The organism is Aquimarina rhabdastrellae (assembly GCA_947387485.1).
Classification (GTDB): Bacteria; Bacteroidota; Bacteroidia; order Flavobacteriales; family Flavobacteriaceae; genus Aquimarina.
This window is the reverse complement of the sequence record CANDNT010000012.1, coordinates 14,901-41,415: the sequence shown is the minus strand read 5'-3', so window position 1 is coordinate 41,415 and position 26,515 is coordinate 14,901. Positions and strand designations below refer to the sequence as shown.

At 28.8% G+C, this 26,515-nt stretch carries 22 protein-coding genes; 8 read left to right on the top strand and 14 right to left on the bottom strand.

What is annotated here, in order from left to right; genetic code table 11:
- Positions 1 to 103: 103 nt before the first annotated feature.
- Entirely contained in the window at positions 104 to 1,192 is a 1,089-nt protein-coding gene (locus tag ACYEKI_RS15925) for a T9SS type A sorting domain-containing protein (protein WP_459212194.1), read from the bottom strand.
- A gap of 12 nt (positions 1,193 to 1,204) precedes the next feature.
- Complete coding sequence (locus ACYEKI_RS15920; RefSeq protein ID WP_459212193.1) at positions 1,205 to 5,548, bottom strand: leucine-rich repeat domain-containing protein; 4,344 nt, start codon at positions 5,546 to 5,548, stop codon at positions 1,205 to 1,207.
- A gap of 431 nt (positions 5,549 to 5,979) precedes the next feature.
- Between ACYEKI_RS15920 and ACYEKI_RS15915 the strand changes: the two genes are divergently transcribed.
- The 6 genes from ACYEKI_RS15915 to ACYEKI_RS15890 all read left to right on the top strand — a co-directional run bounded on the left by ACYEKI_RS15915 (position 5,980) and on the right by ACYEKI_RS15890 (position 10,346).
- The gene (locus ACYEKI_RS15915) at positions 5,980 to 6,855 is read left to right on the top strand and encodes a nuclear transport factor 2 family protein (protein ID WP_459212192.1); all 876 of its coding nucleotides are present in this window, start codon (positions 5,980 to 5,982) and stop codon (positions 6,853 to 6,855) included.
- 221 nt (positions 6,856 to 7,076) lie between these two features.
- Positions 7,077 to 7,670: a DJ-1/PfpI family protein gene (locus ACYEKI_RS15910; RefSeq protein ID WP_459212191.1), complete on the top strand. Its 594-nt coding sequence runs from the start codon at positions 7,077 to 7,079 to the stop codon at positions 7,668 to 7,670.
- A gap of 125 nt (positions 7,671 to 7,795) precedes the next feature.
- Positions 7,796 to 8,446, top strand: a complete 651-nt coding sequence (locus ACYEKI_RS15905) for an SMI1/KNR4 family protein (protein WP_459212190.1) — start codon at positions 7,796 to 7,798, stop codon at positions 8,444 to 8,446.
- Positions 8,447 to 8,537: 91 nt separating this feature from the next.
- A complete protein-coding gene (locus tag ACYEKI_RS15900; protein ID WP_459212189.1) occupies positions 8,538 to 8,789 on the top strand; it encodes a hypothetical protein in 252 nt (83 codons plus the stop codon).
- Positions 8,749 to 9,321, top strand: a complete 573-nt coding sequence (locus ACYEKI_RS15895; RefSeq protein ID WP_459212188.1) for a hypothetical protein — start codon at positions 8,749 to 8,751, stop codon at positions 9,319 to 9,321. Before ACYEKI_RS15900 ends, ACYEKI_RS15895 begins: the two co-directional genes overlap by 41 nt.
- 161 nt (positions 9,322 to 9,482) lie before the next feature.
- A complete protein-coding gene (locus ACYEKI_RS15890) occupies positions 9,483 to 10,346 on the top strand; it encodes an alpha/beta hydrolase (RefSeq protein WP_459212187.1) in 864 nt (287 codons plus the stop codon).
- A gap of 228 nt (positions 10,347 to 10,574) precedes the next feature.
- Here the strand turns inward: ACYEKI_RS15890 and ACYEKI_RS15885 are convergent, their stop codons facing one another.
- From ACYEKI_RS15885 to ACYEKI_RS15830, 12 genes are all read right to left on the bottom strand, one after another.
- Positions 10,575 to 11,747 carry a Kelch repeat-containing protein gene (locus ACYEKI_RS15885; RefSeq protein WP_459212186.1) on the bottom strand — a complete coding sequence of 391 codons (1,173 nt, stop codon included), beginning with the start codon at positions 11,745 to 11,747 and terminating at the stop codon, positions 10,575 to 10,577.
- Between the two features lie 126 nt (positions 11,748 to 11,873).
- On the bottom strand, positions 11,874 to 13,541 hold the full coding sequence (locus tag ACYEKI_RS15880) for a tetratricopeptide repeat protein (protein ID WP_459212185.1): 1,668 nt from the start codon (positions 13,539 to 13,541) through the stop codon (positions 11,874 to 11,876).
- A 176-nt stretch (positions 13,542 to 13,717) separates the two neighbouring features.
- The gene (locus tag ACYEKI_RS15875) at positions 13,718 to 14,443 is read right to left on the bottom strand and encodes a class I SAM-dependent methyltransferase (RefSeq protein ID WP_459212184.1); all 726 of its coding nucleotides are present in this window, start codon (positions 14,441 to 14,443) and stop codon (positions 13,718 to 13,720) included.
- Positions 14,440 to 15,423 carry an NAD-dependent epimerase/dehydratase family protein gene (locus tag ACYEKI_RS15870; protein ID WP_459212183.1) on the bottom strand — a complete coding sequence of 328 codons (984 nt, stop codon included), beginning with the start codon at positions 15,421 to 15,423 and terminating at the stop codon, positions 14,440 to 14,442. Before ACYEKI_RS15870 ends, ACYEKI_RS15875 begins: the two co-directional genes overlap by 4 nt.
- Complete coding sequence (locus ACYEKI_RS15865; protein ID WP_459212182.1) at positions 15,420 to 17,570, bottom strand: DUF885 family protein; 2,151 nt, start codon at positions 17,568 to 17,570, stop codon at positions 15,420 to 15,422. The genes ACYEKI_RS15870 and ACYEKI_RS15865 overlap by 4 nt, the downstream gene beginning before the upstream one ends.
- 97 nt (positions 17,571 to 17,667) lie before the next feature.
- Positions 17,668 to 18,522: a helix-turn-helix domain-containing protein gene (locus ACYEKI_RS15860; RefSeq protein WP_459212181.1), complete on the bottom strand. Its 855-nt coding sequence runs from the start codon at positions 18,520 to 18,522 to the stop codon at positions 17,668 to 17,670.
- 149 nt (positions 18,523 to 18,671) lie between these two features.
- On the bottom strand, positions 18,672 to 19,721 hold the full coding sequence (locus tag ACYEKI_RS15855) for an alpha/beta hydrolase family protein (protein WP_459212180.1): 1,050 nt from the start codon (positions 19,719 to 19,721) through the stop codon (positions 18,672 to 18,674).
- Positions 19,722 to 19,900: 179 nt separating this feature from the next.
- Entirely contained in the window at positions 19,901 to 20,845 is a 945-nt protein-coding gene (locus ACYEKI_RS15850; protein WP_459212179.1) for an NAD(P)H-dependent oxidoreductase, read from the bottom strand.
- 68 nt (positions 20,846 to 20,913) lie between these two features.
- Positions 20,914 to 21,351, bottom strand: a complete 438-nt coding sequence (locus ACYEKI_RS15845; protein WP_459212178.1) for a MarR family winged helix-turn-helix transcriptional regulator — start codon at positions 21,349 to 21,351, stop codon at positions 20,914 to 20,916.
- Between the two features lie 127 nt (positions 21,352 to 21,478).
- Positions 21,479 to 23,320, bottom strand: a complete 1,842-nt coding sequence (locus ACYEKI_RS15840; RefSeq protein WP_459212177.1) for a cystathionine beta-synthase — start codon at positions 23,318 to 23,320, stop codon at positions 21,479 to 21,481.
- A 281-nt stretch (positions 23,321 to 23,601) separates the two neighbouring features.
- On the bottom strand, positions 23,602 to 24,189 hold the full coding sequence (locus ACYEKI_RS15835) for a hypothetical protein (protein WP_459212176.1): 588 nt from the start codon (positions 24,187 to 24,189) through the stop codon (positions 23,602 to 23,604).
- Positions 24,190 to 24,207: 18 nt separating this feature from the next.
- Positions 24,208 to 24,639, bottom strand: a complete 432-nt coding sequence (locus ACYEKI_RS15830; protein ID WP_459212175.1) for a hypothetical protein — start codon at positions 24,637 to 24,639, stop codon at positions 24,208 to 24,210.
- A 217-nt stretch (positions 24,640 to 24,856) separates the two neighbouring features.
- On the opposite strand from ACYEKI_RS15830, the gene ACYEKI_RS15825 reads away from it, so the two are divergent.
- Together ACYEKI_RS15825 and ACYEKI_RS15820 are read left to right on the top strand one after the other, a co-directional pair.
- A complete protein-coding gene (locus ACYEKI_RS15825) occupies positions 24,857 to 25,912 on the top strand; it encodes an SH3 domain-containing protein (protein WP_459212174.1) in 1,056 nt (351 codons plus the stop codon).
- Between the two features lie 33 nt (positions 25,913 to 25,945).
- On the top strand, positions 25,946 to 26,461 hold the full coding sequence (locus ACYEKI_RS15820; protein WP_459212173.1) for a hypothetical protein: 516 nt from the start codon (positions 25,946 to 25,948) through the stop codon (positions 26,459 to 26,461).
- Positions 26,462 to 26,515: the final 54 nt, after the last annotated feature.

Genomic DNA, 26,515 nt, shown 5'->3' with positions numbered 1-26,515 from the left:
TTATTGATTAAATAGTAATAAGTTTTTCTAATACACTCTAAAATGAACCTTCTTATCAAAAACCAAAAGAAACATAAGAAGGTTCAGATAGTGCACTAATAGTTTATTCTTTTACTATTTTTATGATATCACTTCCTTTATTTGTAAAAATATGGGCAAAGTAAATACCTGTTTCTAAAGCGGAGATATCTAATTCTTCTTCGTTACTAACAAATACTTGTTGACCAGAAATATTATAAATGATTACTTTGTTCACTTCATCGGTTATAAATACTTTACCTCTAGTAGGATTAGGATATATAGACAAATCCTCTATGGTATGATTAGGAGTACTCAATACAGCCACTACATTTACAGTTCTCCTTACTTGTGTTGCAGCATTCCCTACAATATCAGTTGCATCATAATAAATTGTATAACTACCAATAGCATCAATAAACTCAGATGAATCAATAGTGATATCTGACCCATCATCTGTAGATGCACCCAATTCTGTATATCCAGAACCTATTATAATTTCCTGAGGATCATCTCCATCCAAAACAATTACAGGAGCAGTTGTATCTGCAGCATTTGAAGAATCAAAACTATCATTTAGCAACTGTATTCCAGGTGCTACACTACAATCTGCTAAACCGGTATTAGTCGTAGAACCACATGCTGTATAAAACTGATCTAAGTATACTGCTCCAGTTTCAAAAGCAATCATAGGATCTTGGGTTACATCGATAAATTTAATACGAACATGTAACAATACTTTTGGTGTAGTAATTACATTATTTGTGGTAATTACTCCTTCGCTTAACCCCTGTTGAAAGGCCAATGAAACTCTGGATGTTGTATTATCATTTTGAATAAAACTTTTATACGCTGGAAAAGTACTGTAATGTTCTGCTAAGATCGATCCTGTAGGCTGTGTATATATTAAATTATTATTTGCAGAAATATTATCTCCAAAAGCTGCTGTATTATACGTTAAATATAATTGTCCTGATCCTAATTTAAAATCCGTAGTACTTTGCAACATTACATCTACATCATAATAATCGTCACTACCATCATTAGTGATTTGTGCATTAGCAAAAGTGAACGTAATATCTTGTGCTGTCATTGAGATAATTCTCAAAAGTATCATTGACACAAGTATAATTTGTCTTTTAATAGTGTTTTTCATATTTACTATAGTGATCATTTTGTGTAGGTTTTAAAATTGTTCGCCTTTTCCTAGATTTGGATTTAATTGATTGTTGATATCAGTATTTTGCACTTGCCCATTCATATCCAAATCGGCATCATTATATCCTGTTCTTCCTAATCTTTGAATAATATTGACTATATCAGAGTTTTGTACTTCTCCATTACCATCCATATCACCCGAAGGCATTGCGTAGTATCCATTACCCATATCGTTTACTGCATTATTACCTCCTAATACATTTGATATATTGGTTAAATCTAATTCTAGATCATCTTGATTTATTAAATGAGGTGTGCTAGATACTATGGTTAAATGGTTTCGATGCGCAACAGCAACATAGTAATTACCCGCCCATCGTGTTGTTATTTCCACACTAGATTGTCCATTTCTAATATCAACTATTTTACCTCCTTGTTGCAAGAGTGCTGATCGTCTGTACAGTACTTCAGAAACATCATCAGGGTTTCTTAATTGAACTTCTACCCAATCAACTATAGATCGATCAGCAGGTCCATTAAACGTTTGTCCACCAAAAATAGCGGCATCAGTATATGGCGATGTTGTAGGTAATAAATCATTATCATTAAGATCATCTCTCATAATTCTATTTGATGAACCTATTTCAAAAGCTCCTTCTAAAATCGCAACTGCATCTATATATAAAGTTTCACAATCAAAGCTATAACTTGTTTGTGCATCTTTTGCTGTAAATGTAGCATTGGCATAATCTACATCATCTACCTTTACACAGTATAAATCTGGATTATTGGCAATATTCAAAGTTGTAATTAGATTATTGGCTCCATTTTGTAAATTAATCCCTGTTAATTGTCCATTGTTAGCAAACAAACGTTCTAAGAGTACATTGTTTGTTACATCTAAAAATTTTATAGCTGTATTACTTATACTCAAATTTTCAAGTCCAGTTAATAGCCTTACATCTATAGCTGTAAGTGCAGTATCGCCTAAACTTACCTCCTCAAGATTTGGACTATTACCAAATAAAATAGATTCAAGATTAACACAATTTGAAAGACTTAAAATCTCTAGATCAATATTATTACTAAGATCAATAGTAGTAATCGGACTATTATAACTTAAATCAACATCAATTAAGCTTATGTTATCACTTAAATCAATTGCTACTAAATTATTTTCTTCTAAGTCTAAATCCTCAAGCAAGGTAAGCCCCGTAAGCGTAATGTTTTCTAATTCACAAGATTCTGCATCAATACTCTCTAACTTTGTGCTATTAGAAAGATCAATACTTGTAATTTCATTATTTGATATCCATAAACTGACTAATTCCGTATTGTTTGAAAGATCAATACTATTTAACTCATTACCACTTAAATCTAATTCTTCAACTAAAGTATTAGAAGAAAGATCAATAGAAGAAATATTATTATTACCAAGTTCAATTGTAGTTAATAGTGTGTTTTTGGAGAGATCAATGTCAACTATATCATTTCTAGACAAATCTACATCAATTAGATTTACATTATTAGTTAAATCTATAGTTGTTAATTTATTATCTACTGCAATTAGAGTTTCTAATGCTTTAAAATCTTCTATTCCTGTTAGATCTGATATATTTCTATTTGCCAAATTAAGAAAAGTAATACCCTCTATATTCGCTGTCGGTATTTGGCCATCATTGGCTATATCATCATGCCCTAACCTATTCAATCTCGCTTCAAAATTTGAATCAGGAATTAAAGTATATCCACAAGTCGTTTCACTAAAAGTTACTCCCATGTCTATATCTGTAAATTCAGTAACCGCAGCCGCAGCATCATCTACCATAATACAGATAAGACCTGTGTTTCCAGTTGCATCCATACGAGTAAAATTACTGTTGTTACCGTTTCTTAAATCCAAGCTTACCAATGCTGTACTGTCAACTCTTAAATCTCGTAAAGAAGCATTTGCCGAAACGTCTAGTGTTTTTAGACTACTCTCACCTAAATCCAATGTAAGTAATCCTGTAAGTACTGAAACATCAATTGTTTCAAGCCCTGTCTCATCTGCATAAATAAATTCAAGATTAGGTGAGTTTCCAAAAATAACCTCTGTTAATAACGGGTTTTCATCTATGTCCACTCGTTCAAGATTTGTATTGACTTTCAAATCAATTTGAGTAAATTGATTACCATCTAAATCTACATTGATCAATGCTCTATTATTAGAAAGATCTATCGCAGTAAATGCATTTTCTTCTACATTCAAGTATTCAATATTGGTTAACGTACTTACATCAATTGCAGTTAAATTATTCTTTTCTAGATTTAACGCTTCTAACAACGTATTTACAGATACATCTATGCTTGTCAATTGATTTTCTGATAAATCTACATCCTTTAATTGCCTATTATTACTAAAATCTATTGAAGTAAATAAACAATTATTCAAATCAATTTCTTCTAAAAAGAGATTACTGCTTAAATCTAATGTCGATAGATTATTATTATCCAGGTCAATACTTTTTAAATTTGTATTGGTACTTAAATCCAATGTATTAATATTACAATCATCGGCTATCACTTCTTCAAGTAACGTACACCCATTAATATTAACAGTTGTTAACTGCGGATTATCATCTACATTTAATCTTAACAAGTTGGTGTTATTTGATAAATCTATAGAAGTAAACGTGTTCTCACTACAATCTAATTGTTCTAATGATTTAAATGATTCTATTCCTGTAATGTTAGTTATCCCTGCATTGCGTAAACTTAATGTTGTCACAAAATAAATATTGGCTAAAGGTATATGCCCATCATTACTAATATCATCATAAGCAGCCAATGCTGCTTCAAAATTTGAATCAGGAATAGAAACATATACTGTACAATCAGTTTCACTAAAAGAGGTATGATTATCTATATTAGTAAAATCATTCGTTGCATCTGTCACACTATCAACCTGTATACAATTAAGATCACTATTTTCTGTTGCATTAAAAGTGGTTAGATTTGAATTAGCCCCATTACGAATATTCAATTGAAATAATTCATTTTTATTAACCTCTAGACTAGTTAGATTAACTAAAGCTGAAACATCTAATAGTTTTAATGAATTTTCTTTTAAGTCAATGCTTTGTAGATTTGTGTTTTTTGATAAATCAACTTTTTCTATATCATTAACACTTGCATTTAATGTTGTTAATGCTGTAAAATCTTCAATTCCTGTTAAATCAACGATACTAAGATTAGAAATATCTAAGTTCACTATACTAGCGATATTCGATGTAGGAATAAAATTATCATCTGGGAAATCATCATATACCGCAAGTGCAGTTTCAAAATTATCGTCAGGGATATAAGTATAGGTATCACAACCTTTACTATAGAAAAAACTCGAACCTAAGCTTTGCTCTGCCAAAGCGATATCATCTACCGATATACAAGCTAAGTCATCATTATTAGAAACACTAAAATTGGTGATCTGCGTGACATCAATATTACGTAAATCTATACTTGTTAAATTGTTACTAGATACCTGAATAATGATGATATCGGTATTATTACTTAAATCGAGGCTTTCTAATTGATGATCAGCAAGAGTTAAATAATGTAAATTTACTGCATCACTGAGATCCACTGATGTTAAAGAACCATTAATAATTTGAATAGTTTCTAAGGAGCTAACTCCCGTCAAGTTCATACTTGACAAATTATTGTTACCCGTAGTACTATTAATAACTTCTAGATTAACAAGACCTGAAAAATCAAGACTTAGAAAACTATTGTTTTTAAAATTAAAAGTTTCAAGTAAAACATTATTAGATAAATCTATGACCGTTAATCGATTATCTTCTATATTTAAACTTTCTAGAGCTACTAAATTGGTTATATCTAAACTAGTTAATGCATTATCATTAAGTACTACATATTCTAAATCAATATTATTAGAAAGATCAATAGTACTTAGATTTGCGTTTTCTGCTCCTAGACTTGTTAAATTGATATTATGAGAAATATCAATTCCTGAAGCTAAATTAAGATTACTTATGCCTAGATATTCTAGATTAATATTTGCAGAAACATCTAAAGAAGTTAAATTATTATCACCTATAAAAAGTGTCTCTAAAGCTGTATTTTGACTCAAATCTACTGTATTAATACTATTGAAATTAGCCATTAGTTCTTCTAAATCTACAAAAGCCTCAATACCCGAAAGATCGGCGATTTGTTTGTTTCGTATATCTAATTTGGTTATTCTATTGATATTAGTCGTTGGCACTTGTCCATCTTGAGAAATATCATCATAACCTAGATCTTCAAGAGCAGCCTCAAAATTAGCATCGGGAATACTTGTATATTGGGCATAATTTATGCCTATTCCCAAATAAAATAATATTAGTATTAAAAAATATCTTTTTGTCATAGGGTTAAAAGAGTTAAAAAAGTTGTTCTTAATTTGATTGTATTCCTGTTCTATACAATAGTAAAACTTACCTTATGAGAAACCAATTATAAAGGGGGTACACATAGGGGGACAATATTTGTATGCAATACTAATTCATCTGGTAATCAACAAAAAGAGGAATCGGGAGACAATTAGGAGACATTATTATAATTCGTGAGTTTTTAGGAAATAGTAGCCAAAAACATCATGAAAAATATTCACATCAATAAAAGCTTCAATGTACAATCCATATTATTATCACGAATTTTTAAAGAAGTTGGTTAAAACAAAATCAAATTGTTTTTTGAACTACTTCAATGTTTTTTAACTATAGCTATGTCAACTTTGTTCTATACTTAAAAAACATAACAATGAAATTATTAAAATTAATTACTTTGGTAAGCTTACTTATAGGAATTATTTCATGTAGTAATGACGATAATACGGCTACTGCTTCAGAAAAAAGGATTAACAAACAAATTGTTTTAGAAGCAATAGAAAAAGTCTTCGACGGACAAAATCTAACTCTTGTAGACACTTATTATGCCGATGGATATATCCAACACAATCCTTTTATTGCAGACGGAAAAGCTGGTTTAATAGCAGCAATACAAAACATGATCGATAATGGTATCCGTATTCAAAGAGAAATGCCTCGTGTCTTAGCACAAGGAGATCGCGTTTTTACACATTCAAAATTACATTTTATACAAAACGGAAATATTATAAACTCTGTAATTGTTGGTGATATTTTTAGAATAGAAAATCAAAAAATCAAGGAGCATTGGGATGTTATTCAGCAAGAACCTGACCCTATTGTTTCTATCGCTAATAATAATACCATGATTGATGGAGAGGGAAATACTGATGCCCAAATTTCTAGCTCAGATTTGAATCGAAATATTAATACTGCTACTACTATAATTAATAGTGTTTTGGGTAATGGTCAACTAGATTTAGTTTCTACACTTTTTCAAGAACCCTATATACAGCATAATCCTAATATACCTAATGGAACAGCTGCATTGATAAATTTCCTTACAAATAATGGCCCTCTAGATCTTGACATAAAACAAGTCATTGCAGAAGGAGATCTTGTTGTTACCTTTAATCATATTATTTCTTTTAATAATGCCAATATAGATATGTTTAGGTTAAATGAAGATGGAAAAGCTGTAGAACATTGGGATATTATTCAATCCATTCCTGATGAAGCAGATTTTGCACATGACAATGGTTTCTTTTAAAAAGATACATCATTTATATGATACAAAATATATTGATGAATTCATGTTTTATGGGATCTTAAGTTTAGATCAGCTACAGTACAAAGGATAACACTTCATTAAAAAAGCTGTTTTGTTAATTAATTGACAAAACAGCTTTTTTAATTCATAAGTAAACATTTTTTTTCATATAATAGTTTACTACATATTTTATAAATCAGTATATATAAAATTTATTTACAATGAAGAAAGTCGTAATGTTTCTGAGCCAAGGTGTCGAAGATTTAGAAGCAGTAACAATGATAGATGTTTTTGGGTGGACCAAATTAAGAAGTAATCTAACCTCAATAACTCTTGAAACAGTCGCTTTTCATGATAAAGTCCGTGGAAAATTTGGAGTTGAATTTTCTCCTACATATAATTTAAATAAAGTACGTCCAGATTTTAATGATTATGATGCATTTATTCTTCCTGGAGGATTTCATGATGCAGGGTTTGATGAGGCGTATTCAAAAGAAATTCATGATATCGCTAAAATTATTCATGATAACCAAAGACTTATAGTTACTATGTGTGTAGGAATTTTACCTATTTCTGATTCTGGTTTACTTGAAGGCGTTAAAGCTACTACTTATGGATTGAGTAGATATCATGATAATATAGGAAGACTACAAAAAGGAAAAGCAATTTACACAGCTGCAAACATAGAATACGATAAAAATATCATTAGTTGTAAAGGACCAACATCTTCATTGGATATCGCTTATTTTATTTTAGAAAAATTAACGGGTGAAGAAAATACAAGAGAAGTTCAAAAACTGATGGCATATAAATAACGAGTTGTCTTGTTGGATAATCATACTCCTTTGTTTAATTAAAATAAATTGATTTTCTTCAATTAGATTTTTAATATGTTAATATTATTTTTATACCTAAATTACCACAATATAAAAATGACTACTTGAGTGATTTAAATCAAATAAAACGAATTAAATTAAAGCTGGATAAAGTAAAAATATCAGATCCTGATTTTAATGAATTTGGAGCTCGTTCTCATAAGTATCAACTCAATAAACCAGTAACAACAGAACAGTTACTTAAATTTGAGAATACATATAACATCATACTCCCATCTGGTTATAGATCTTTTATCACTAAAATCGGTAATGGCGGAATTGAACATCCCAATTATATTAATTCTAAATCAGGAGCAGGTCCTGGTTATGGTATATTTGAATTAGGAATTGGAATAAATTACATTAATGATTATTCTTCAATAAAATTAAAAGAAGAACCTTACTTTTCTTCTAAAATTACTGATGACGAATGGTACGAAAATTATGAATCATTAGATGATAATATTACAGATGATGAATTTGAACTAAAATATGGTGAAATGTTATCAGGCATTATGATTATTGGTCACCGAGGCTGCTCTCAATATCAAGGATTAATTATTAATGGAAAAGATAGAGGAAAAGTAATCTATTTGTATAATGAAATGGAATATAAACCACACATAGCTGAAGAAGGTTTATTCTTAGATTGGTATGAAAAATGGCTTGATGGTATATTGAAAAAAGCTGTGAATAATAAAACAAAAAGGAAATAACCTACATCCAGACATAAATAATTACTTAACGCCTTATTTTAAAAAGAACTTTAAAATAAACCGAAATCCAAATATTAAATATGATTTGTATTTGGGAGACTCTTTAAAAATCACCTATTCTAGAGATTTTGGAAACGGTATAAAACAAATAATAGGATATATTCCTTTGGATGAAGATAAATCGAAAAAAGATGAAGAATTTAAGTTTTTAATGTCTGAAATATTGTGGTTTAGAATCTATAAAATAAGCTACTATCAAACAGCAATAACCAATGTTAAAAAGATATTGGAACTTATAGAAAATGAGTATCCAAAAAATTATTGCTTACAAAAAAACGATTAAATCTATACAAATGGGAGTTGAAGCAATAAATTATGTGATTAAAGATGAAATAATCAATAGTTATCGTAAACAAGAATTTGATTTTGAACGTTTTGCAGATGAACGTGATTCAAGTTCATTTGATAAAAAATATAAATTTGAAGACGTTGTCTTTATATATGAAGCATCAACAAAATGTTGGAGTCCAATGTACAATCTTTTGAAGATTTTAGATACTTCTGAAAATAACATATTAAGTGAATTTAAAAATGATCAAAGATTGATTGAAGATAGTGCTATGAATCCTCGTATACGTTTTTTTTATTCGAAAGAAGTAAAACTGATTTGGAATGAATTAAAGAATATTTCCATAGGCAACATTGAAAATTCAATTGACACACCCAATATAGTAGAAAGAATAAGCAATATTGAAGGTTATTGGAACGAACGTATTAGACATAAAGAGCATGTCGTTTCAGAGTTTTTTGAATTATATAAAGCATTTTATGATGCTAATTTAAATAGTAAAGGAATTATCATTACCTATGGATAAAATATTATAATAAACTAAAAAACAACATACTGTTTATCCATAAATATTGTACTTTTAAAACATATTAACATTTAGAATCCACGTATTAAAAGGTTTTTTTAGTCTTTGTCACGTCAAAATTTATAAACTAACTAAACGGGTATTTTACCTAAAAGTAACTTATGAGTAAATTTTTAAAAATTTTAAAATGGTTTTTCATTACAGTTTTATCATTCTTAATCCTATCCATCTTATATCTTCGTTTTTCAAGGTTTTCTGATAAGATGATTTATCAAATGAATGGAACAGATTATGCAGAGTTTACTTCTGATTTAAACCATGACGAATTTTACTTTGAAGTAGATAAAGATGTAAAATTACATGCTGTTCTTTTTAAGCCTGACTCTATTCCCACAATAGGTACAATTTTTCATTATTCAGGAAAAGGAATGCATTTAATGTCTTCTATTCAAAACTCCTATAAACCGCTTTTAAAAAAAGGATTTCAAGTTTTTTGCTTTGAACGAAGAAACTTTGGAAAATCTAATGGTCAAGCAGACAGTTCTTTGACGTTAAAGAATGATGCTTTATTTATTTTTGATAAAGTGAGTCAACTTAAAAATATTACTGATAAACCAATTATTATTTGGGGGCAATCGCTAGGTGGAGCTTTTGCTACTATGACTGCTAAAGAACGGCAAGAAAAAATTAAAGGATTACTATTAGAAGGAACTTTTAGTTCTTTCCCTGATATTGGAAAAGTTTATGCTCAAGTACTTAATCTAGAAAATTTTAAATGGATAGTCCCTATACTTATGAATAATGATTTTCCTGCAGAAGATGAAATCAAAGATTTGACTATTCCTACTGTAATTCTACATAGTAAAACAGATAAGCAAGTACCTTATGAATTAGGAAAAAAAATATTTAAAGCTTCAAATAAAAAAAATACTACGTTTTGGGATATCAATAGTAAACATATAATGGGAATTTATGATCATGAAGAAAGATATGTAGATGAATTTATGAAAATGCTTGACAAATAAATACTGTTATACTATTAAATAGCAATCATATTGAATCATACATTTTATAATAAATCAGATAAGTATTAAACTTATATATTAAATACATAATTCTACCTAAAATTGTGTCAACTACCCCTAGTTAAAAACTAGGGAAAGTCATACACAACACCTGTTAAATTATAAGGGGATAATTATAAAACAGGCTGTTTACTAAATCGAAAGTTTAGTTCTATGGGGGTATAGTTATTAATTATTTGTTAGCTTAAAATATCTCATTGTAGGTAAGAAACCACTAGTTAATGAGCCATAAAGGAATACTTCACCATTAATTAATAGTGATCTTGGGTTAGTCATATAACTATCTACAGCTAAAGGATTACCCGTGCCAGTAGCTGATGGTATTTTTTCTAATTCAAAAGCTTCTTCCCATGTTACGCCACCATCTGTAGAATTAAAAACAAACTGAGCTCCTGGTATGATATTGTCTAAAGGATTAGGAGAATTACCCGAAATTTCGATTCCTCTTTCAACAACCATAATCAGGTTTCCTTTATAAACAAATGGGCGTAAATTACTAAAATGATTATATCCAAACTCTTTCCATGCAGCCCAAGGTGTATTTTCTGTAACTACTTCCCAATTAATCATATCACGGCTTTTTAAAACACGAGTTAAAGGAGTGAATATCGTAGCTAGCTGTCCTGCAAATAGAAAGTATTCATCTTTAAATTTAATAATATGGTGTTCATTTATTCCTTGTCTTGTTTGCTCAGTACCAAGTAATTCATCTGTTATGCTACCAACTTTCACCCAATCTACACCATTTGATGATTCCCAAATATCTTGATATAAATGCCAAGTGGTTAAAGTATGCCCACCAATTAAATAAAGCTTATTGTCATGCACATTTACAGACATAGCATATCTAGTCTCCCAAGGACCGTGCTGAGTTACTTGATTCCATGTAACTCCGTCTGTACTATTCCATACATCATTAAGAACATCAGCACCATTATTTTCGTTCTCCCCCCCTACAATCCAGAGTTTATTATCAAATTCTAGTAAATTAAAATTAGAGCGTTCTTGCCATGCAGCATTATCTACTACTTTATTCCAGTTTATTCCATCTGTACTGTTCCATATATCATTGTAATAAGTACTGTTTCTAGTAATAGATGGCTCTTCTCCTCCAAAAAACCAATATTTACCATCAAATTCAATCATTTCAAAACCTTTACGCGTTGGTAAATTACTTTGATTTAAACCTACGGAAAGATTTAGCTCTTCAAAATCCTCATTGTTTGTATTATCTGTATTAATAATACCATCGGTAGCTCCATTTACTATAATATCATCACTACTACAAGCACTAAATAACAAGCCACAAACACTTGTTATTATTAAACATCTTTTTAGCATATTTTCTTTTTTAATGTAAAACTATAACTTGAACGATGCTTGTATAAATAACACTACCTTACAAAAACTGTATATGTATTAAAACGTACTTACATTATCATTACACAACCACATATCATACTGTTTTTAAATACGTTGAAAAAAATCATAAAGTGAATCTTCTTTACTTAAATCTAGTTTATTTTTTAATCTACTTTTGGCTACATATATGGTATTGGTAGTTTGTTTTGTTATATCTGATATCTCTTTAGTATTAAAATTGAGCTTAATTAAGGCTGCTAATCGCATTTCATTTTTACTTAAAGTAAAACCTTTCTCATTAATGGTTTTATAAAAAGTAGGATGAACTTTTTCAAAATAATATTCAAATTCTTTACTTACATCATCTTTAATATTCATTTGTATTTTTTGATGTAGACTAAGGATTTTCTTTCTTGTATTAGCATTACTATCTTTTGAAATTTCTTTAAGATCTTCTAATAATTGTTTCAAAAAATTTTGTTTTTCGTCTACCAATATGTTTTTAAATAATAGTTGCTGATGATTTAAAAGTTGCTTATCTTTTAATGTATCAACTTTAGAATGAAGTGTTACATTTTTATGTGTTATAATATCATTTTGTGCTTTCTGCTCTTTTCGATATTTAAAAAAGAATACTACAACAAAACTTATTAATATAATCAAACTTATAATGATTATTACATAGAATAATTTGTCTTTAGCCCTTTCTCTATTTTTGATATCTAATTGTTGTTTCCATTCCTTATAGAACTCAAAACCTTCTGTATATTTAAGCTTCTTACTTTTTTCTTTATTATCTAAATTTTGATAATACTTTTTTAAGGCCTTGTGTGCTTCCTCGAAATTTCCATTCTTTAAAAAAGCTTTTTCTAAATTAAGATATATAATTTCAAGTTGCTTGTAATTATTCTCTTTTACAAAATAATCCTTAACAGAATTCAATAAAGCTATACCTTCAGTTATTTTATTATTAGCTATTAAACTCCTGGCTCTTTGAATCTCTATTTCATTGATATACGGAATTTGTTTAAACTTAATAGCGTTATTTTTTGAAAGCATTAACAGACTATCAGCTTCTTTTAAATTATGTCGATTAACCTCTATACTACCTAGATTTAAATAACAAAAAGTCAATAAATACTCTTTGTTAAGCGCTATAGTTGATGCCAAAGCTTGCTTAGTATAAGAATATGCAGAATCTTGATTTTTTATAATATTACCTAAATTAAAATATGCTCCTAATGCGGGTTTATTTTTTAGTTTTCCAAAATCAATTGCCTTTCTATAATAATATGTAGCGCTATCTACATGATTTTCTTTCGAAAATACATGACCAATATTACTGTAAATACTATTTATATCTATTATAGAGTCTGAATAATTTTTCTTGATTATTGCTAATGCTTTTTTATAATTTTTTATAGCCAAATCATTATGGAAATAATAACTATAAACAGTTGCTATACCGTTTAAGGCGTCTGCTTTGTTGTATTCTGTTATTATAGATTGCGCTAATGCTAAATGATAATTTTCGTTGGCTTTTTTATAATCTCTAAAGATTACTTGTTGGTAGTTAGCCAAAGCTATATAAAAATCAGCCAATTCGTCTTTGGGTATCGTATGTAAATTCTTAAGCTTTGAACTAATTTCTTCTTGTGTAACATCATTACTAAAACTACTAAGTCTACCTAACAAAGATTTATCATCTTTGGATTGTGCTGTTATTAAATTACAACAAAAAAGAAATAGCACTAAACGAATAAAATTGTGCATCTCTTAATTTTTTTAACAAAATTATAGATTCAATTTTAATACAAAAGTACTGTTACAAAATATTGACTGTTTTAGTTTATTATCTAGAATAAACAAGATGATTTATATAGAAAATATAAATTATTAGATACAAACATTAATTTATATTCTCTACTAGATAAACCATAAATATTTACTTATTCTTTTTCTGCTATTATGGTATGCATTTGATGAATTGATTCATGAAAAATGATATTCATTCCGTTATCCTTCATTATTTTTTCAATTTCAAAAGGTGAGACTCTAACTTTATAATAAGAACTTACTTTTTGTTTCCATTCGTCGTTTATTTTTTCATGCAGTAAATCTGTCACTTTAACTTTTTCTGGCTCATAATCAAGAATACATGTTAAAATTCGATTTTCATCACTTTTTACAGGAATACAATTTTTTTGATCTATAAGTTCAGTCGTATAATCTCTAAATGACAGTATCATTTTACCCTTATGTATCAGAGATGTAATACAATTCTTTATAAACATTTGTATTTCTTCTTTGCTCTCTAAGTGTGTTAACGTATCTCCACAGCAAAGAATAAGTTCTGGATGTTCTTTGTTGTAAGTAGAAACATTACGTATATCATCATTGACTATTTTGATTGCAGCGTTTCTTGAATTTAATTCTAGCTCTTCAAGAAGTTTTTTATTAAAATCAATTGCTATAACATTAAATCCTATTTTGGATAAAGATATACTTTGAATACCATGACCTGCACCTAAATCTATCGCAGTTTTGGTATGGTATGGATGTATTTTATTTTTTTTGAGAAAGCTTTGAAACTCTTTTTGTTTCTTCTCAAAATCTCCTATCATCCATGAATAGAAATTTGACAAATGCTCGTCATAATGTTTTTTTACTGTCATGAAATACTTTCTTTTAGAAGTTTTTGTTTTAATGATTCACTAATACCATAAGTAGGTATATACCAATTTTTAGCATCATAATATTTAATAGTATGTGCTATAGTATTTATAAAATCAGAAGGCATATATATACCTGTATTTTTTAGTTTATTTGCTTTAAAAATCATTTTATCAGAATCTAGCCATAATGGAATATCTATCCATTCTTTAATTTTTTTCTCATGTAAAAAATGATTGGATACCTCGGTTATCCTATTTTTCTTTTTTAAGATATCACTTGCATATTCAATTATAGATGCAATTGAACTACTAGGTTCTGTAACCACATTATAAGTTCCTTTTATATTATGATCAATAGCGTTACATATCATAGCTACTAAATCATCTACATAAGTTAATGATACTAAACTATTTTTTTGATTAGGTACTAATATTTCTCTTTCTTGATATACTTGATAAAGCCAATAATAAAATCTGTCTGTATGATCATAGGCTCCATAAACCAATGCTGGTCTTAAAATCAAATGAGATATTCCAGATTCTCTTAACTCTTCTTCACATGCTACTTTTCGTTTTCCGTAAGTAGCTATACTATTATCAATTCTTTCTTCCTTAGTACATTTATGCACCGGACTTTCTTCTGTATATCCATCAAATTGATCTATAGACAAATCATAGACCGAACAAGTTGAAATCAATATATACTTAACAACATCAGTGTTTATTGTCTTTAATATATTTCTAATCGAATCTGGATAATAACAAGACAAATCTATTATATAATCCCAATGTTGATTTGCTAATTTTTCAATATCTGCTGTTTGTCGATCTCCTTTAATAAAATTAAAAGAATCATTAATCGTAGCATTGGTTTTCCCTCTATTAAACAAAGTTATTTTGTATTCACCTAAATTTTTAAGCTTCTGGATAAGGTTACGTCCAATGAAATTTGTCCCACCTAGAATCAATATGTTTTTCATTTTTCAGCTAGTTTTTTATGGAACATTTTCTTCAAAATAGATATCGGCAATACTCCATTTTCAAGTATTTTTGTATGAAATTTTTTCATTGAAAAATCTTTTTCCTCTACAGCTAATTGTTTTAACTGTAATAATTTATCTGCTCCATATTTATAAGTAATCACTTGAGCAGGCCATTGTTTTATTCGGTTTATTTCTCTTAGCGCAATATCATCTTTTCCGTGAATATGTTGCTTCCAAAATTTTAAAGCTTTGGTATCATCCCATCCATAATAATTAATTCCGATATCTAAAGGTACTCTCACCGATCGTATCAAGTCCCATTCCCATTTACCTAGCTCATCATAAATAGTTTGATACGCTTCTAAATCATATCCTATTTCTTCTACATAAGCAGCATAACCTTCTATATAACCAAAATATTCAAATAATTTCTGAACTTCTGATCTTGACAAAATCTTCTCTAAACTCATTTGATAATGATGTCCAGGGATCCCTTCATGAATATACGTCCATCCTATTTGTCTTTTATTATATGGTTTATCAAAATAATTGTAATAAAAGACTTTACTAAATGGATTATAAAAGGCTGGTACTTTAGCCATTGCTGGATTTTCTCCTTTGGATATGGTTACTTTATCTATTTCTTCTAAATATGGAAAAAGTTCTTTTGTTTTTTGATCTACTATTTCTTGTTTTTTTTCGAAAGCCTTTTGAACTTCTCTTTCGTTTGAATAAAAGAAAGATTCTTGAGAAATATGTTTTTCGAAGGTAAGATTATCCATTTCTAGCTTCTTTTGAATATCTTCAATTTTTGATGTAACACGATCAACTTCCTTTAATCCAAAATTGAAGAGCTCATCTGGGCTTACTTCAATATCAATCCATTTCTTTAGGAAGTATGGGTACCATTTTTTTGCTAATGGAACATGATAGATCCCTAATTTAGAAATAGAATCTGGCTTTAATTTACTCCATTGTTTTTCTATTTCTATTCGCTCTAGATTTAATTCAGTTTCATAATTTATTAATTGATAATCTAACCAATCATTTGAAGATAAATTTACTGTAGCATATTTTGGTAATTCTTTTTGTATACCTCTAAAGAAGTTTTCTTGCTTATCAAGTTCTTCTGTACGCTGTACTGCTTCAATATTTTCAATATAAGAAGCCTTTAAAATAGGAATATTAAAACTTTTGTAGCTTTCTACAAATCTACCTACAAAAGTGTTCCATTGTGTTAATGATTTAGACGCATGCTTAGTTATAAATGCTGTAATTAAATCCCTATTAATACTATTCGGGTTTTCAGAAAGTTCTGTCCATAAACTTAGATGAGTTTGATCATATAAATTGATTACTTCAAAGTTTTTATTACCATTTTGAATGATTCTTTCTTCAAAATCGCCATTGTAAATATATGTTTGACCTTCATTAATTAATAAAATTGGCATAGTCAAATGCTCTACATAAGTTAATGGTGAAGCTTCTATATGTTCACTATTCGATTTTCCAAAAACTGGATTAATATGATTGGTAATATAATTTGGATTTACCTCTTCTAATAGCTTTTTATATAAAGGGATGTTATAAGCTCCTGCTATTGGGATAATTCCTTTAATCAAGTTTGTTTTTAAACCTAAAGCCTCTACATACTTTTTATCAGCAGCCAACAAAGCACTTAGGTGTGCTCCACAAGAATAACCTCCAACAAAAATATTATTTGTATCGTAATTATATTTCTTTTCGTTTTTATAAATCCAAGCAAATGCTTTTGCTACATCTTTAATATGCTCTGGATGCTTAACACCACTATCTCTTTTAGGTCTTCCTTCTAATAAGGCTGGGCTTAATCTATGTCCAACAGATATAACCGCTATTCCTTGCTTTGCAAGATTTCTACTTAAATCCATTTGTTTATGCCTATCTACATAAGCCCATGCTCCACCTCCAAGCCACATAAGAACAGGCGGATTTTCTATTCCTTTAGGTAAAACAATATTAAGTTTTGTATATATAGAATCTTTAGTCGAATTATTATAATAACTTACATTTAGTATTTCTTCAGTTTCATATGTCTTTTTCTGAGCGATTATTACATTCTGAATACAGAGTAGAAAGCTTATACATAGAATTCTAGAGATCATTCGTTTTTATTTTAAAGAGTTATTTGATAAATAGCTCCTAATGTTTAAAAACAAATGTATCTAGATTTGATATTCATAAAGGGGTAAAAATTGCTAATTAGAAATTTCTGAGTTTCTTTTTAAGGTTTTTAACATCAGAAAAACCAATACTATCAGATATCTCTTTAAAAGAATACCCTTTCTCTTTTAACTGTTGAGCTTTCATTAACTTTAAGGTTAATACATATTGATAAGGACTCTTTTTGTAAAGTTGTTTAAAGCTTCTTGTAAAATGATATTTAGATAGATTTGATAACTGACTTAATTTTTCTAAACTGAATATCTCATCTTGATTTTCATGAATATACTCTCTTACAATACTTAAGCGTCTAAACAATTCTTCTCTGGTTTGTCGTTTTGATACTTGAAGTTCTATTAATTTTTTTTCTACTTCTATTTGATCTCCAATCATACTTTCTGCCAAACCACAATAGAATTCATGAAAATCAACATCATTTTTATAAGCATTAAGAATTTGATATAGATGGCTTTTTATATATTTTCCAAAAGAAGTATAATTTATATTATATCGATGTGTCGTAAAAAATAAATTTTCAATATCAGTAACATTATCCAATACATTAGTATATCTATTTAAAAAACACGATGAAAAAACATCATTAATTATCGCAATTGGAGGATAAATACACAACCCATTTGTAGTTTGTTTTGAATCTATAGTCACCTCAAAATTTTCTCCTTGATTTACAATGATATAGTTATTCTTTTTTAATCTATAATATTGCTTGTTTAATTGATAACATTCTTCTCCTTCTAATACCATTTTAATAGATAAAGGAGAATCATTTTTTTTATTTGAAAATTGATTAAACTTAGATAAAACAATTTTACTGTTAAATAAATTGGATACTTTATTTATCTCTATATACTGTAAGTGTTCTTGCAATTTCATTACTACTAAACGCAATCAAAAATTAATCCGAATTTACAAGATACTAAATAAAAATATTTAATCTCGTCTAGCAGAACATACAATTATTCTCAAATTATTAATTCATTCTAAAACAATAACTAATCTCAAGTGATTTAAAAAACTAATTTCTACTTAAGAATCCAAGCAGAAATTGCTCTTGAAAAATTATCTACAAATTTGGGAACTAATGTTCCGTATTCTTCTTTTTGTCCTGTTACAGCTTTTTGAAAATAATGATTAGCTTCATTAAAGGTTAGAAAGTCATATATAGTACCTGATTTTAAAAGCGCATTTTCCATACGATCTTTGTTTTGAGCAATAGTCACTTGTAGGTCCTTACCTCCAAATAATCCTAAAACAGGTATTTTTAGTTTTTCGTAATCACTTGATGGATCATGATATAAAAAAGATGTTAGTGATGGTAAATCATAGATTATTCTATGTTCTTTGGCGATATCATCTGCTACTTTTGTTATTTTAGACATTTCAACATCATTATCTTTTTCAAGCTTAGTTAATATAGCTATAGTACTTCTCCTAAATATTTTAAGTGCATTGTCTATATTCTTATTCTTCTTAATCGCGCTCATTAATCTATTATGTGCAGAGACCAAGTCTTCTACATATGACTTATCAATTTCTTTCTGTTCATACTCCTGTCTAACTTGATATAAAACTACTTCGATCAGTGGTACTGCCGGAGCGCCCATCAGTATAAGTTGTTTAACATCTTTATTATCAACAGCTACATTTGCAGTTACAATTCCACCTTGACTATGTCCTAATAAAATAAACTCATTAAAAGGATATTTTTTATGTTCTTTAAAAAAACTGATGATGCTTCGTAAATCGTTCGAATGATCTTGAAGTGTACTATTTACAAAATCTCCAGTACTTTCTCCTATTCCTCTATCATCATATCTAAACGAAGCTATTCCTTGAGATGCCAGCTCTTGTACTAACTCTTTAAAAACTTTAAATCCATCAAGCGTTTCATCTCTGTCTTGAGGTCCACTCCCCGAGCTCATAATTACTAATGCTTTAGTTTTTTTATGAGTAGGAATCATTAAACTTCCTCCTATTTTAATATTAGCTCTTGATATAACAAGATCAACTTCTTTAATATCAACTATTTCATTGGTACAAAAGCCAGTGATATCATTAGACTTTGCTTTCATACATAACAACATTAATCCAATTACAATTATTATCTTTTTAATTAACCTCATATTTATAAATTGATTTCTTATTTTTCTAAGAGGTAAATTCTATATAATTGGTTACAAATTGTATTAAAAAAAATAGCCCTAATTAATTAGGACTATGAGAGATATTGATGAAATAATGTTCCTTTCTATTATTTAGTATTAACAAAGTATTCTTTAATAATTGGTCTGTCACTGGTGGTATCCCAAACTAACATCCAACTTTCTCTAGCATCAAGTTTTAGTTTTTCTTCAGCAATTGTTGTTGCTCCTAATTGGATGTTCATTGTAATTTGAAATGTATCTTTTTCAACTTCTTTTATATTTAGACCATTAATATCATGTGTTGTATTTCCTATAAAATCTGCTTTGGTTTCGTTATACCATTTATGAAAACCATCATGACCATTAAATTCACCTTTTTCTGGAAATTTCATCAAAACATTAGTATCTAAGTATTGTGTAAAGTATCCATTCTCGTCTAAAATATCGAAATGTTTAAACCATTCATATATAAACTTCTCTACTTTTTCTGTATTACTTTTCGAAATATTCTCTATAACAGAGATTAGTCTTGTAGCATGCTTTTTAGCATTATGCTGCACTTCGGTTACGGAGTTCCATATATTTTCTGCATAAAAATTACGAAACGAATAAATCGGTTTATGATATTTTAACTGTGCCAAATAAACTGATTGTTGTACAGGTCTCAAAAATTCTTCTATCTCAAAATGATTATAGCCAAGCGGTGTATAAGCTTCTTTCGGTCCTCCTACAGTTATAGATTGAATTAAATGTTTATCCTTTAGTTTATCTCCTCCTTGACCATATGCAAAACCCCAAGTCCAAACGGTATCAAACCATTGTTTTAACATAGCGGGAACACTATACCAATAAAATGGATGTTGTAATATGATAATATCTGCTGCTGCTAAAGCTTTTTGTTCTGCTTCTACATCTATTTTAAAATCAGGATATAATTTTTCTAAATGCCTGATTTCAATTGTTTCTATTCTCTCTTCTGCCTGTTTGATTATGGTTTTATTAGCTATTGACCTTTCAATATTAGGGTGAGAAACTAAGATTAAAGTTTTCATTACATTATTATTTAGTTGTACATACAATTTATTTTATTCAAAAAAAATTAAACTCCTTTAAAAGAGTTTTATCCTTTCTTTTTTAGTATTTCATTTGCTTGATGAATATCTGCTGTTAATTTTACAGCAAAATCTCTCCCTAAGATTTTACAATAATTTTCAAACAAAATAGTCATGGCTTCATCTATTTTTACTCTAAGTTTTTCTCCTTGTTCTGTTGCATATATATAAACCTTTCTCCCTTCTTGCCTTCTTTCTACATAGTTCATATAAAGCAATTTATCTATAAAACGTGTCATAGTTGATGCTTTAACATTCATTCTATTACATATTTCATTCTGACTCAAACCAGGTTCTTCTAGTAATAAAATCATTAAGTGAGCATATGATGGTGATAAACCTGTTATTTTAAATGCATCTTCAGCCATTGTATTGATGAATCGTGACAATGAATTAGATGTAAAATAAAGACAACATTCTTGATATGTAGTTTTTGAATCTTCCATTAACTTTTATTGTTGCAAAGGTAAAACATAAAGTTGTATGTACAACTAATATCTTATGTTTTTAAGATAAATTTATGTTTTAAAAAAGAATAGTCGTATTAATACAACTATTCTTTTTTTATTGAAACTACAGACTGTTAACAAAATCTGTAAACACCTTTTTATGTAATTCTAAATCCATACTACCTGATAGTGCTACACGAACTATATAATCTTTATCTCCTTCTTTGGTAGTTCCTTGTGTCGATGTAGCTGGGATGGTCCAATAACATCCTTTTAATTGTCCATAGCTAACACAAAACTTACTCTCATTAGGAATTTCATTAATCATAAGATTGATTAATTTTAGATTCAATGCTCTTTTGTAAGTCTCTTTTTCTTCTTCTGTAGCTCCTTTGGTTGGTAGGTCTAATGAAAATACTGAGGGAGTAAATCCTTGTGCAGCTAACTCTTCTGAAACAAAATTGATTTTTGCATCTGGTAACGTCTTACTTACAAATGTTACAAACTCACGTGTATAAGCATACGCATCTTTAATTCTTTGATTCATTGATGGTAACTGCTTTGCCAAAATTTCGTATTGTAACGCAGTTGCTTCATTATCACAAAGCGCAAGGTGAAACTCTATATTATCCATCAAAGCTTCAGCTTTTTTGTTTGCTATACTATATCCCGCTGTACACAAACCTCCACTTGGAAATTTAGATCCACTAGCATAGGAGATAGTGCGTACAGAAGATAATATATCGTTCTCTCCTAAGAAATGCACATTAGGGCAGAATGTTTGATCCAAAATAAATACAGGATCTATAGCTGTTGTTCCATCATTAGTTTTTCGTTCTCTACTTAAGACTTCTCTTAGTTTATCTAGATCTGGAACTTCAACTCTTGGATTTGTTGGTATCTCGGCTATGATATAAGGTACTGCATCTTCTTTTGCAATAGTATCTAAAACAATATCGACACTCTTAACCATATCTTGACCTCCATCTACTGGTAAATCCATTACTTCAATATTAGGATTACATGCAGCAACTCTCCTAGCCTGATCATTTGTTCCTCCGTAACAGTTAGGTGGAACAATAAATCGAATAGGTTTCTCTGGATGATGTTCTTGTGCATTATGTACTAACCCCATCATAATAGCATATTGTATAGAAAGTCCACTAGAACCTACAACAGCCTTTGTATCTGCATTTGTAATTTCTTTGATTGAAGCAATAACACTCGCTTTATTAGCTTGTCGATCACTTATTGTATGCTCAACAGTATCTCCTACCAAAGTTTGTAATACTACCAAACAATTTGCCGGAGTCATAGCTATGGTTTCTCTCCTACGCACATGCTGAATTTCTGAAACATAGCTTTCATTTGCTGTTCCATTTGCCAACAAAATACTTCCAAAATCAGGATAAATCGCAATAAGAAAGTCTACTGTAGATGGTATTTCAAAATTACCTACATCATCTTGTTCTGTAATCCATATAGTACTTCCATCAAATGAGGAGATATTTTCTACAGCATCTATTTGTTCAATCTCAAAATCGTATCCATATACTTTTTTAATCACCTCAGCATCAAAAGCAACTGGTAAAGATCCCATGTGAACGATACGTGTCTTTTTATTTTCGAATAAATTCTTTCGCAGAACCGCCAATACAGGTACTGTTTTAGACGAAAAACTAATAACACTCTTGGGATTTAAATTATGAAGTTTAGCAATTCCCCATTCTAATACACTTGATAGTGGATGTCCTAATCTTATATAATCATACGCTGTCGGTAAATTACTCAAACTGGTAAGATCAAAAATATTCTCATTGTATAATAGCTCTAACTGCTCTAAAAACTCAGTTTTTGCTAATCCTTCGTTATAAATATCAAGTCTATGTGTAGTTAGCCTTAGCCAATCAGATGGCATATTAGCTAATACATTTTTTATATAGTTAGTTGTTTTATTGTCTTGCATAATCATCATCTTTTGATAGACCGGTAATATACATTAATTAGATTTTTTTTAAACTATTTCAAAGCATTTTATTGATCTATTTAATAGCGTTTTCTTAGTTCGTAAATTAAGTTTTACATTACCTAATTTTATGTTAAATATCACAAGGAAAAAAGATTCCTTTAATGTACCATATGATCTTATTACTATTATTAAAGTTACTAACGATTGGGGTACACATCTCGCCAATGAAAAAGGTGAGTTAGTAGTAATATCGTAACTTTTAATCTTTTTAAAAGTTTTTAATTATTATTCAATTTCTCCATCATTTCATTTATATCATCCATAGTTTCTTTTATTGTATCTATTTTATTTAGACTTCTGTAGAGCTTCATTGCTTTGATTTTCTCTTTATTTTGTAATAATAAAATCAATTCTCTATTGATTACAGCTAATCCTGAATCAAATAATGATGTCTTCCTTTTTTGATACCTTCTTATGCTTATCAATGGATAATCAGGTTTCCAATCTCCCCAATCTAAATCTCTAGGAAAATCCTTCCATATATCTTTTTCATAACTACAAAAATATCCGTAAATATCAGATTTAGTAATATGTTCACAGTTTACACATTTTTTAGGTACAAAAACTGAATCCTCATTTATAACTTCAATTGCAATAGGCTCAGTCGAGCCAGCAATATGACAAGACTCATAATCAAGTCTTAATAAATGATCTAATTTATCTAAAGCTCGTGTACATTCTCCTTCAAACAAATGTATACAAGTAGAACATTTATGTGGTACTGCTCCTGTAAAACACAGATGTCCATATAATACAGGCTCATATGAACCTTTTTTTACACATTTAGGCAATGATTTTCGATACATTACATTCGTTATTGATTGTTACTCCTTAATTTTTAATTCACCTGCCCAAAAACAAGCTATATCATAATCTATATATGGATCTTTTCCTGATTTACTAATATACCACTGCCAATCAACAATAGTGGTATTAGTTGCTATTTTTAATGCTGATCCTTTTTCAAAATCAATAATTAGATTTTTATCCTCGTCTAAACTAATAGCACTTATCATTTTTCTAAGATTTGAAGCCATTAATGTAGCCTTAGAAATATCTTCTTTATCTATACTATAATTAAAAGCTTCGTAATGTTCTTGAATTAACTTTGTAATCATAGTTTCTTCTTTAAATTCGATTGTATGAGCAGAAAGACAAAAATCATCAATAAACAATTCCCAAGTATCTCCTAAGCTAAACCTAGAGATAAACTTCCCCACAAGCTTTTCTTTGACTATTACTGTTTCTTTATCCATTACACAAATAATAAGAAGTTCATGTATTTATTAAACGCAATATAACAAGTAATTAAAATAATCAAGGATAGTTTTAATTACTTCTCCTTATTAATTTTTTCTTACTGTTTTTTTAATTGTGATTAAAATTTAGCATTTTTATCACATCAGCTAACGTAAACTAGTCAATAGCTATCATAAATCCCTTATTAAGGCTAGATCAATCAAAACTTTTTATATGATAAAAAAATACTCTTACTTTATAATCATCACGTTAATCCTGTCCAGTTGTACTAATGAAAAAAGCTTATTTGTTTCTGCAACTAATGGGCTTAATCTTAGAGAACATCCCAAGGTAGCTGCTCAAAAAATAACAACTATTCCGCAAGGTACCGAAGTTGTAACTTTAGAAAGAACTGATATCCCATTATCTATAATCGAAAATAATAAAAAACTAAACGGACAATGGGTTAAAGTCAAAATTAAAAACACTAAAGAAACAGGTTATGTTTTTGATTATTATCTTAATGTTTTAAAACCTAATGCTAACCTCCCCGAATATGTTCTAGAGGATAGCGAAGAAGTTGTTCACCATTTACATCATGAACTTCATGTTAAAATACAGGAAAAAGATACTGTATTAATTCCCAAAGAATCAAAACAATGTTTTTCCATAAAAAAAATAGCAGACTTTGATCAAAATGGATACAATGATGTTCTTTTGGAAATCAGTAATGGTTGTGGTGGTAATTGTTGTGGAAATAGTTATCGTATTTACACCTACTCTGAAGAAGGTTTTTCGTTATTGAATTTAGAAGGTTGGGATTGGGACGGTATTGATATAGTCGAAGACAAAAAACATTATGAATTTATCGTAGAAACAGATAATGAAGGAATAAACACAGAACCTCCTTTTTATAAAAATGAAACCTTTATCGTTTCTAAAGATTCTTTAATTCTTAAAGAACAATTTGTAGCGAAAAAAGTAACAGCTATTAAAGAGATAAGATCCGATATGTTTGAAAGTGAAAATGACATTGCTTCTTTAGTTTACGATCTTAATGGAGATCATCAATTAGATTCTATTAGTTGTAATCTATGGTCCAGATGGGGAAAAATGACCGACTGTACTATAACATTTGGAAATGACGATATAGAAATTGATTTTGATGTAATGACAAAAAGAATAGGTGTTTTATCTTCAAAAACAAATGGTTTTCATGATTTGGTTTTGCAATTTAATGATACTCTTATTTGGAATGGCGATAATTATATAGCTTTATCTAAAAAATAATTAAATCACATTAATCCATCTAAATTTATAATGATGTTAAACGAAGAACTCTACGATCAAATCCTACAAACAAAATTGACTTATCTTAATGGATATCTCAATGCTTTAGAAATACTGAATTCTACCAATGGTATTTTTATGAATTATAAATTATTTGCATATAACTTTTCTGCTGGCGATATCGCGTATGCCATTCAAAGTAATGCTTATGAACTCTTTGGGGTATACCCTAATGATTGGGAACTCGAAATAAATAAATGTACCAATTGGAAAGAAAAATTACAATCACAATTGTATTTCGATAGGGAGTCACAAAATCCAGATACAACTTCTAGTAATGACCTCATATCAAATTTAAATTCTCGTATTAAAGAAACTATATCCTTTTTTATCCATTTAATCGAAAAAGAATTTGTAAAAAAAGCTAATGCCATTTACGAATTAAAAATAACCAAAAGTGATGCTTTATATCGATTAATAGGTATTGATTTAATTTTTGAAATTGAAGATACCAAAATGATTGTTTTACAAATTCAAGGGATAGATTGAAAATGAAATTCTAAAACTTATCTATTATTATGTCATCTTCGTTAACTTCCATAC

What these genes read in the sequence shown, in the direction of transcription:
- ACYEKI_RS15925 (WP_459212194.1), bottom strand. Translation starts at nt 1,192, where the DNA reads ATGATCACTATAGTAAATATGAAAAACACTATTAAAAGACAAATTATA.
- ACYEKI_RS15915 (WP_459212192.1), top strand. Translation starts at nt 5,980, where the DNA reads ATGAAATTATTAAAATTAATTACTTTGGTAAGCTTACTTATAGGAATT.
- ACYEKI_RS15910 (WP_459212191.1), top strand. Translation starts at nt 7,077, where the DNA reads ATGAAGAAAGTCGTAATGTTTCTGAGCCAAGGTGTCGAAGATTTAGAA.
- ACYEKI_RS15895 (WP_459212188.1), top strand. Translation starts at nt 8,749, where the DNA reads ATGAGTATCCAAAAAATTATTGCTTACAAAAAAACGATTAAATCTATA.
- ACYEKI_RS15890 (WP_459212187.1), top strand. Translation starts at nt 9,483, where the DNA reads ATGAGTAAATTTTTAAAAATTTTAAAATGGTTTTTCATTACAGTTTTA.
- ACYEKI_RS15885 (WP_459212186.1), bottom strand. Translation starts at nt 11,747, where the DNA reads ATGCTAAAAAGATGTTTAATAATAACAAGTGTTTGTGGCTTGTTATTT.
- ACYEKI_RS15880 (WP_459212185.1), bottom strand. Translation starts at nt 13,541, where the DNA reads ATGCACAATTTTATTCGTTTAGTGCTATTTCTTTTTTGTTGTAATTTA.
- ACYEKI_RS15875 (WP_459212184.1), bottom strand. Translation starts at nt 14,443, where the DNA reads ATGACAGTAAAAAAACATTATGACGAGCATTTGTCAAATTTCTATTCA.
- ACYEKI_RS15870 (WP_459212183.1), bottom strand. Translation starts at nt 15,423, where the DNA reads ATGAAAAACATATTGATTCTAGGTGGGACAAATTTCATTGGACGTAAC.
- ACYEKI_RS15865 (WP_459212182.1), bottom strand. Translation starts at nt 17,570, where the DNA reads ATGATCTCTAGAATTCTATGTATAAGCTTTCTACTCTGTATTCAGAAT.
- ACYEKI_RS15860 (WP_459212181.1), bottom strand. Translation starts at nt 18,522, where the DNA reads ATGAAATTGCAAGAACACTTACAGTATATAGAGATAAATAAAGTATCC.
- ACYEKI_RS15855 (WP_459212180.1), bottom strand. Translation starts at nt 19,721, where the DNA reads ATGAAAGCAAAGTCTAATGATATCACTGGCTTTTGTACCAATGAAATA.
- ACYEKI_RS15850 (WP_459212179.1), bottom strand. Translation starts at nt 20,845, where the DNA reads ATGAAAACTTTAATCTTAGTTTCTCACCCTAATATTGAAAGGTCAATA.
- ACYEKI_RS15845 (WP_459212178.1), bottom strand. Translation starts at nt 21,351, where the DNA reads ATGGAAGATTCAAAAACTACATATCAAGAATGTTGTCTTTATTTTACA.
- ACYEKI_RS15840 (WP_459212177.1), bottom strand. Translation starts at nt 23,320, where the DNA reads ATGCAAGACAATAAAACAACTAACTATATAAAAAATGTATTAGCTAAT.
- ACYEKI_RS15835 (WP_459212176.1), bottom strand. Translation starts at nt 24,189, where the DNA reads ATGTATCGAAAATCATTGCCTAAATGTGTAAAAAAAGGTTCATATGAG.
- ACYEKI_RS15830 (WP_459212175.1), bottom strand. Translation starts at nt 24,639, where the DNA reads ATGGATAAAGAAACAGTAATAGTCAAAGAAAAGCTTGTGGGGAAGTTT.
- ACYEKI_RS15825 (WP_459212174.1), top strand. Translation starts at nt 24,857, where the DNA reads ATGATAAAAAAATACTCTTACTTTATAATCATCACGTTAATCCTGTCC.
- ACYEKI_RS15820 (WP_459212173.1), top strand. Translation starts at nt 25,946, where the DNA reads ATGTTAAACGAAGAACTCTACGATCAAATCCTACAAACAAAATTGACT.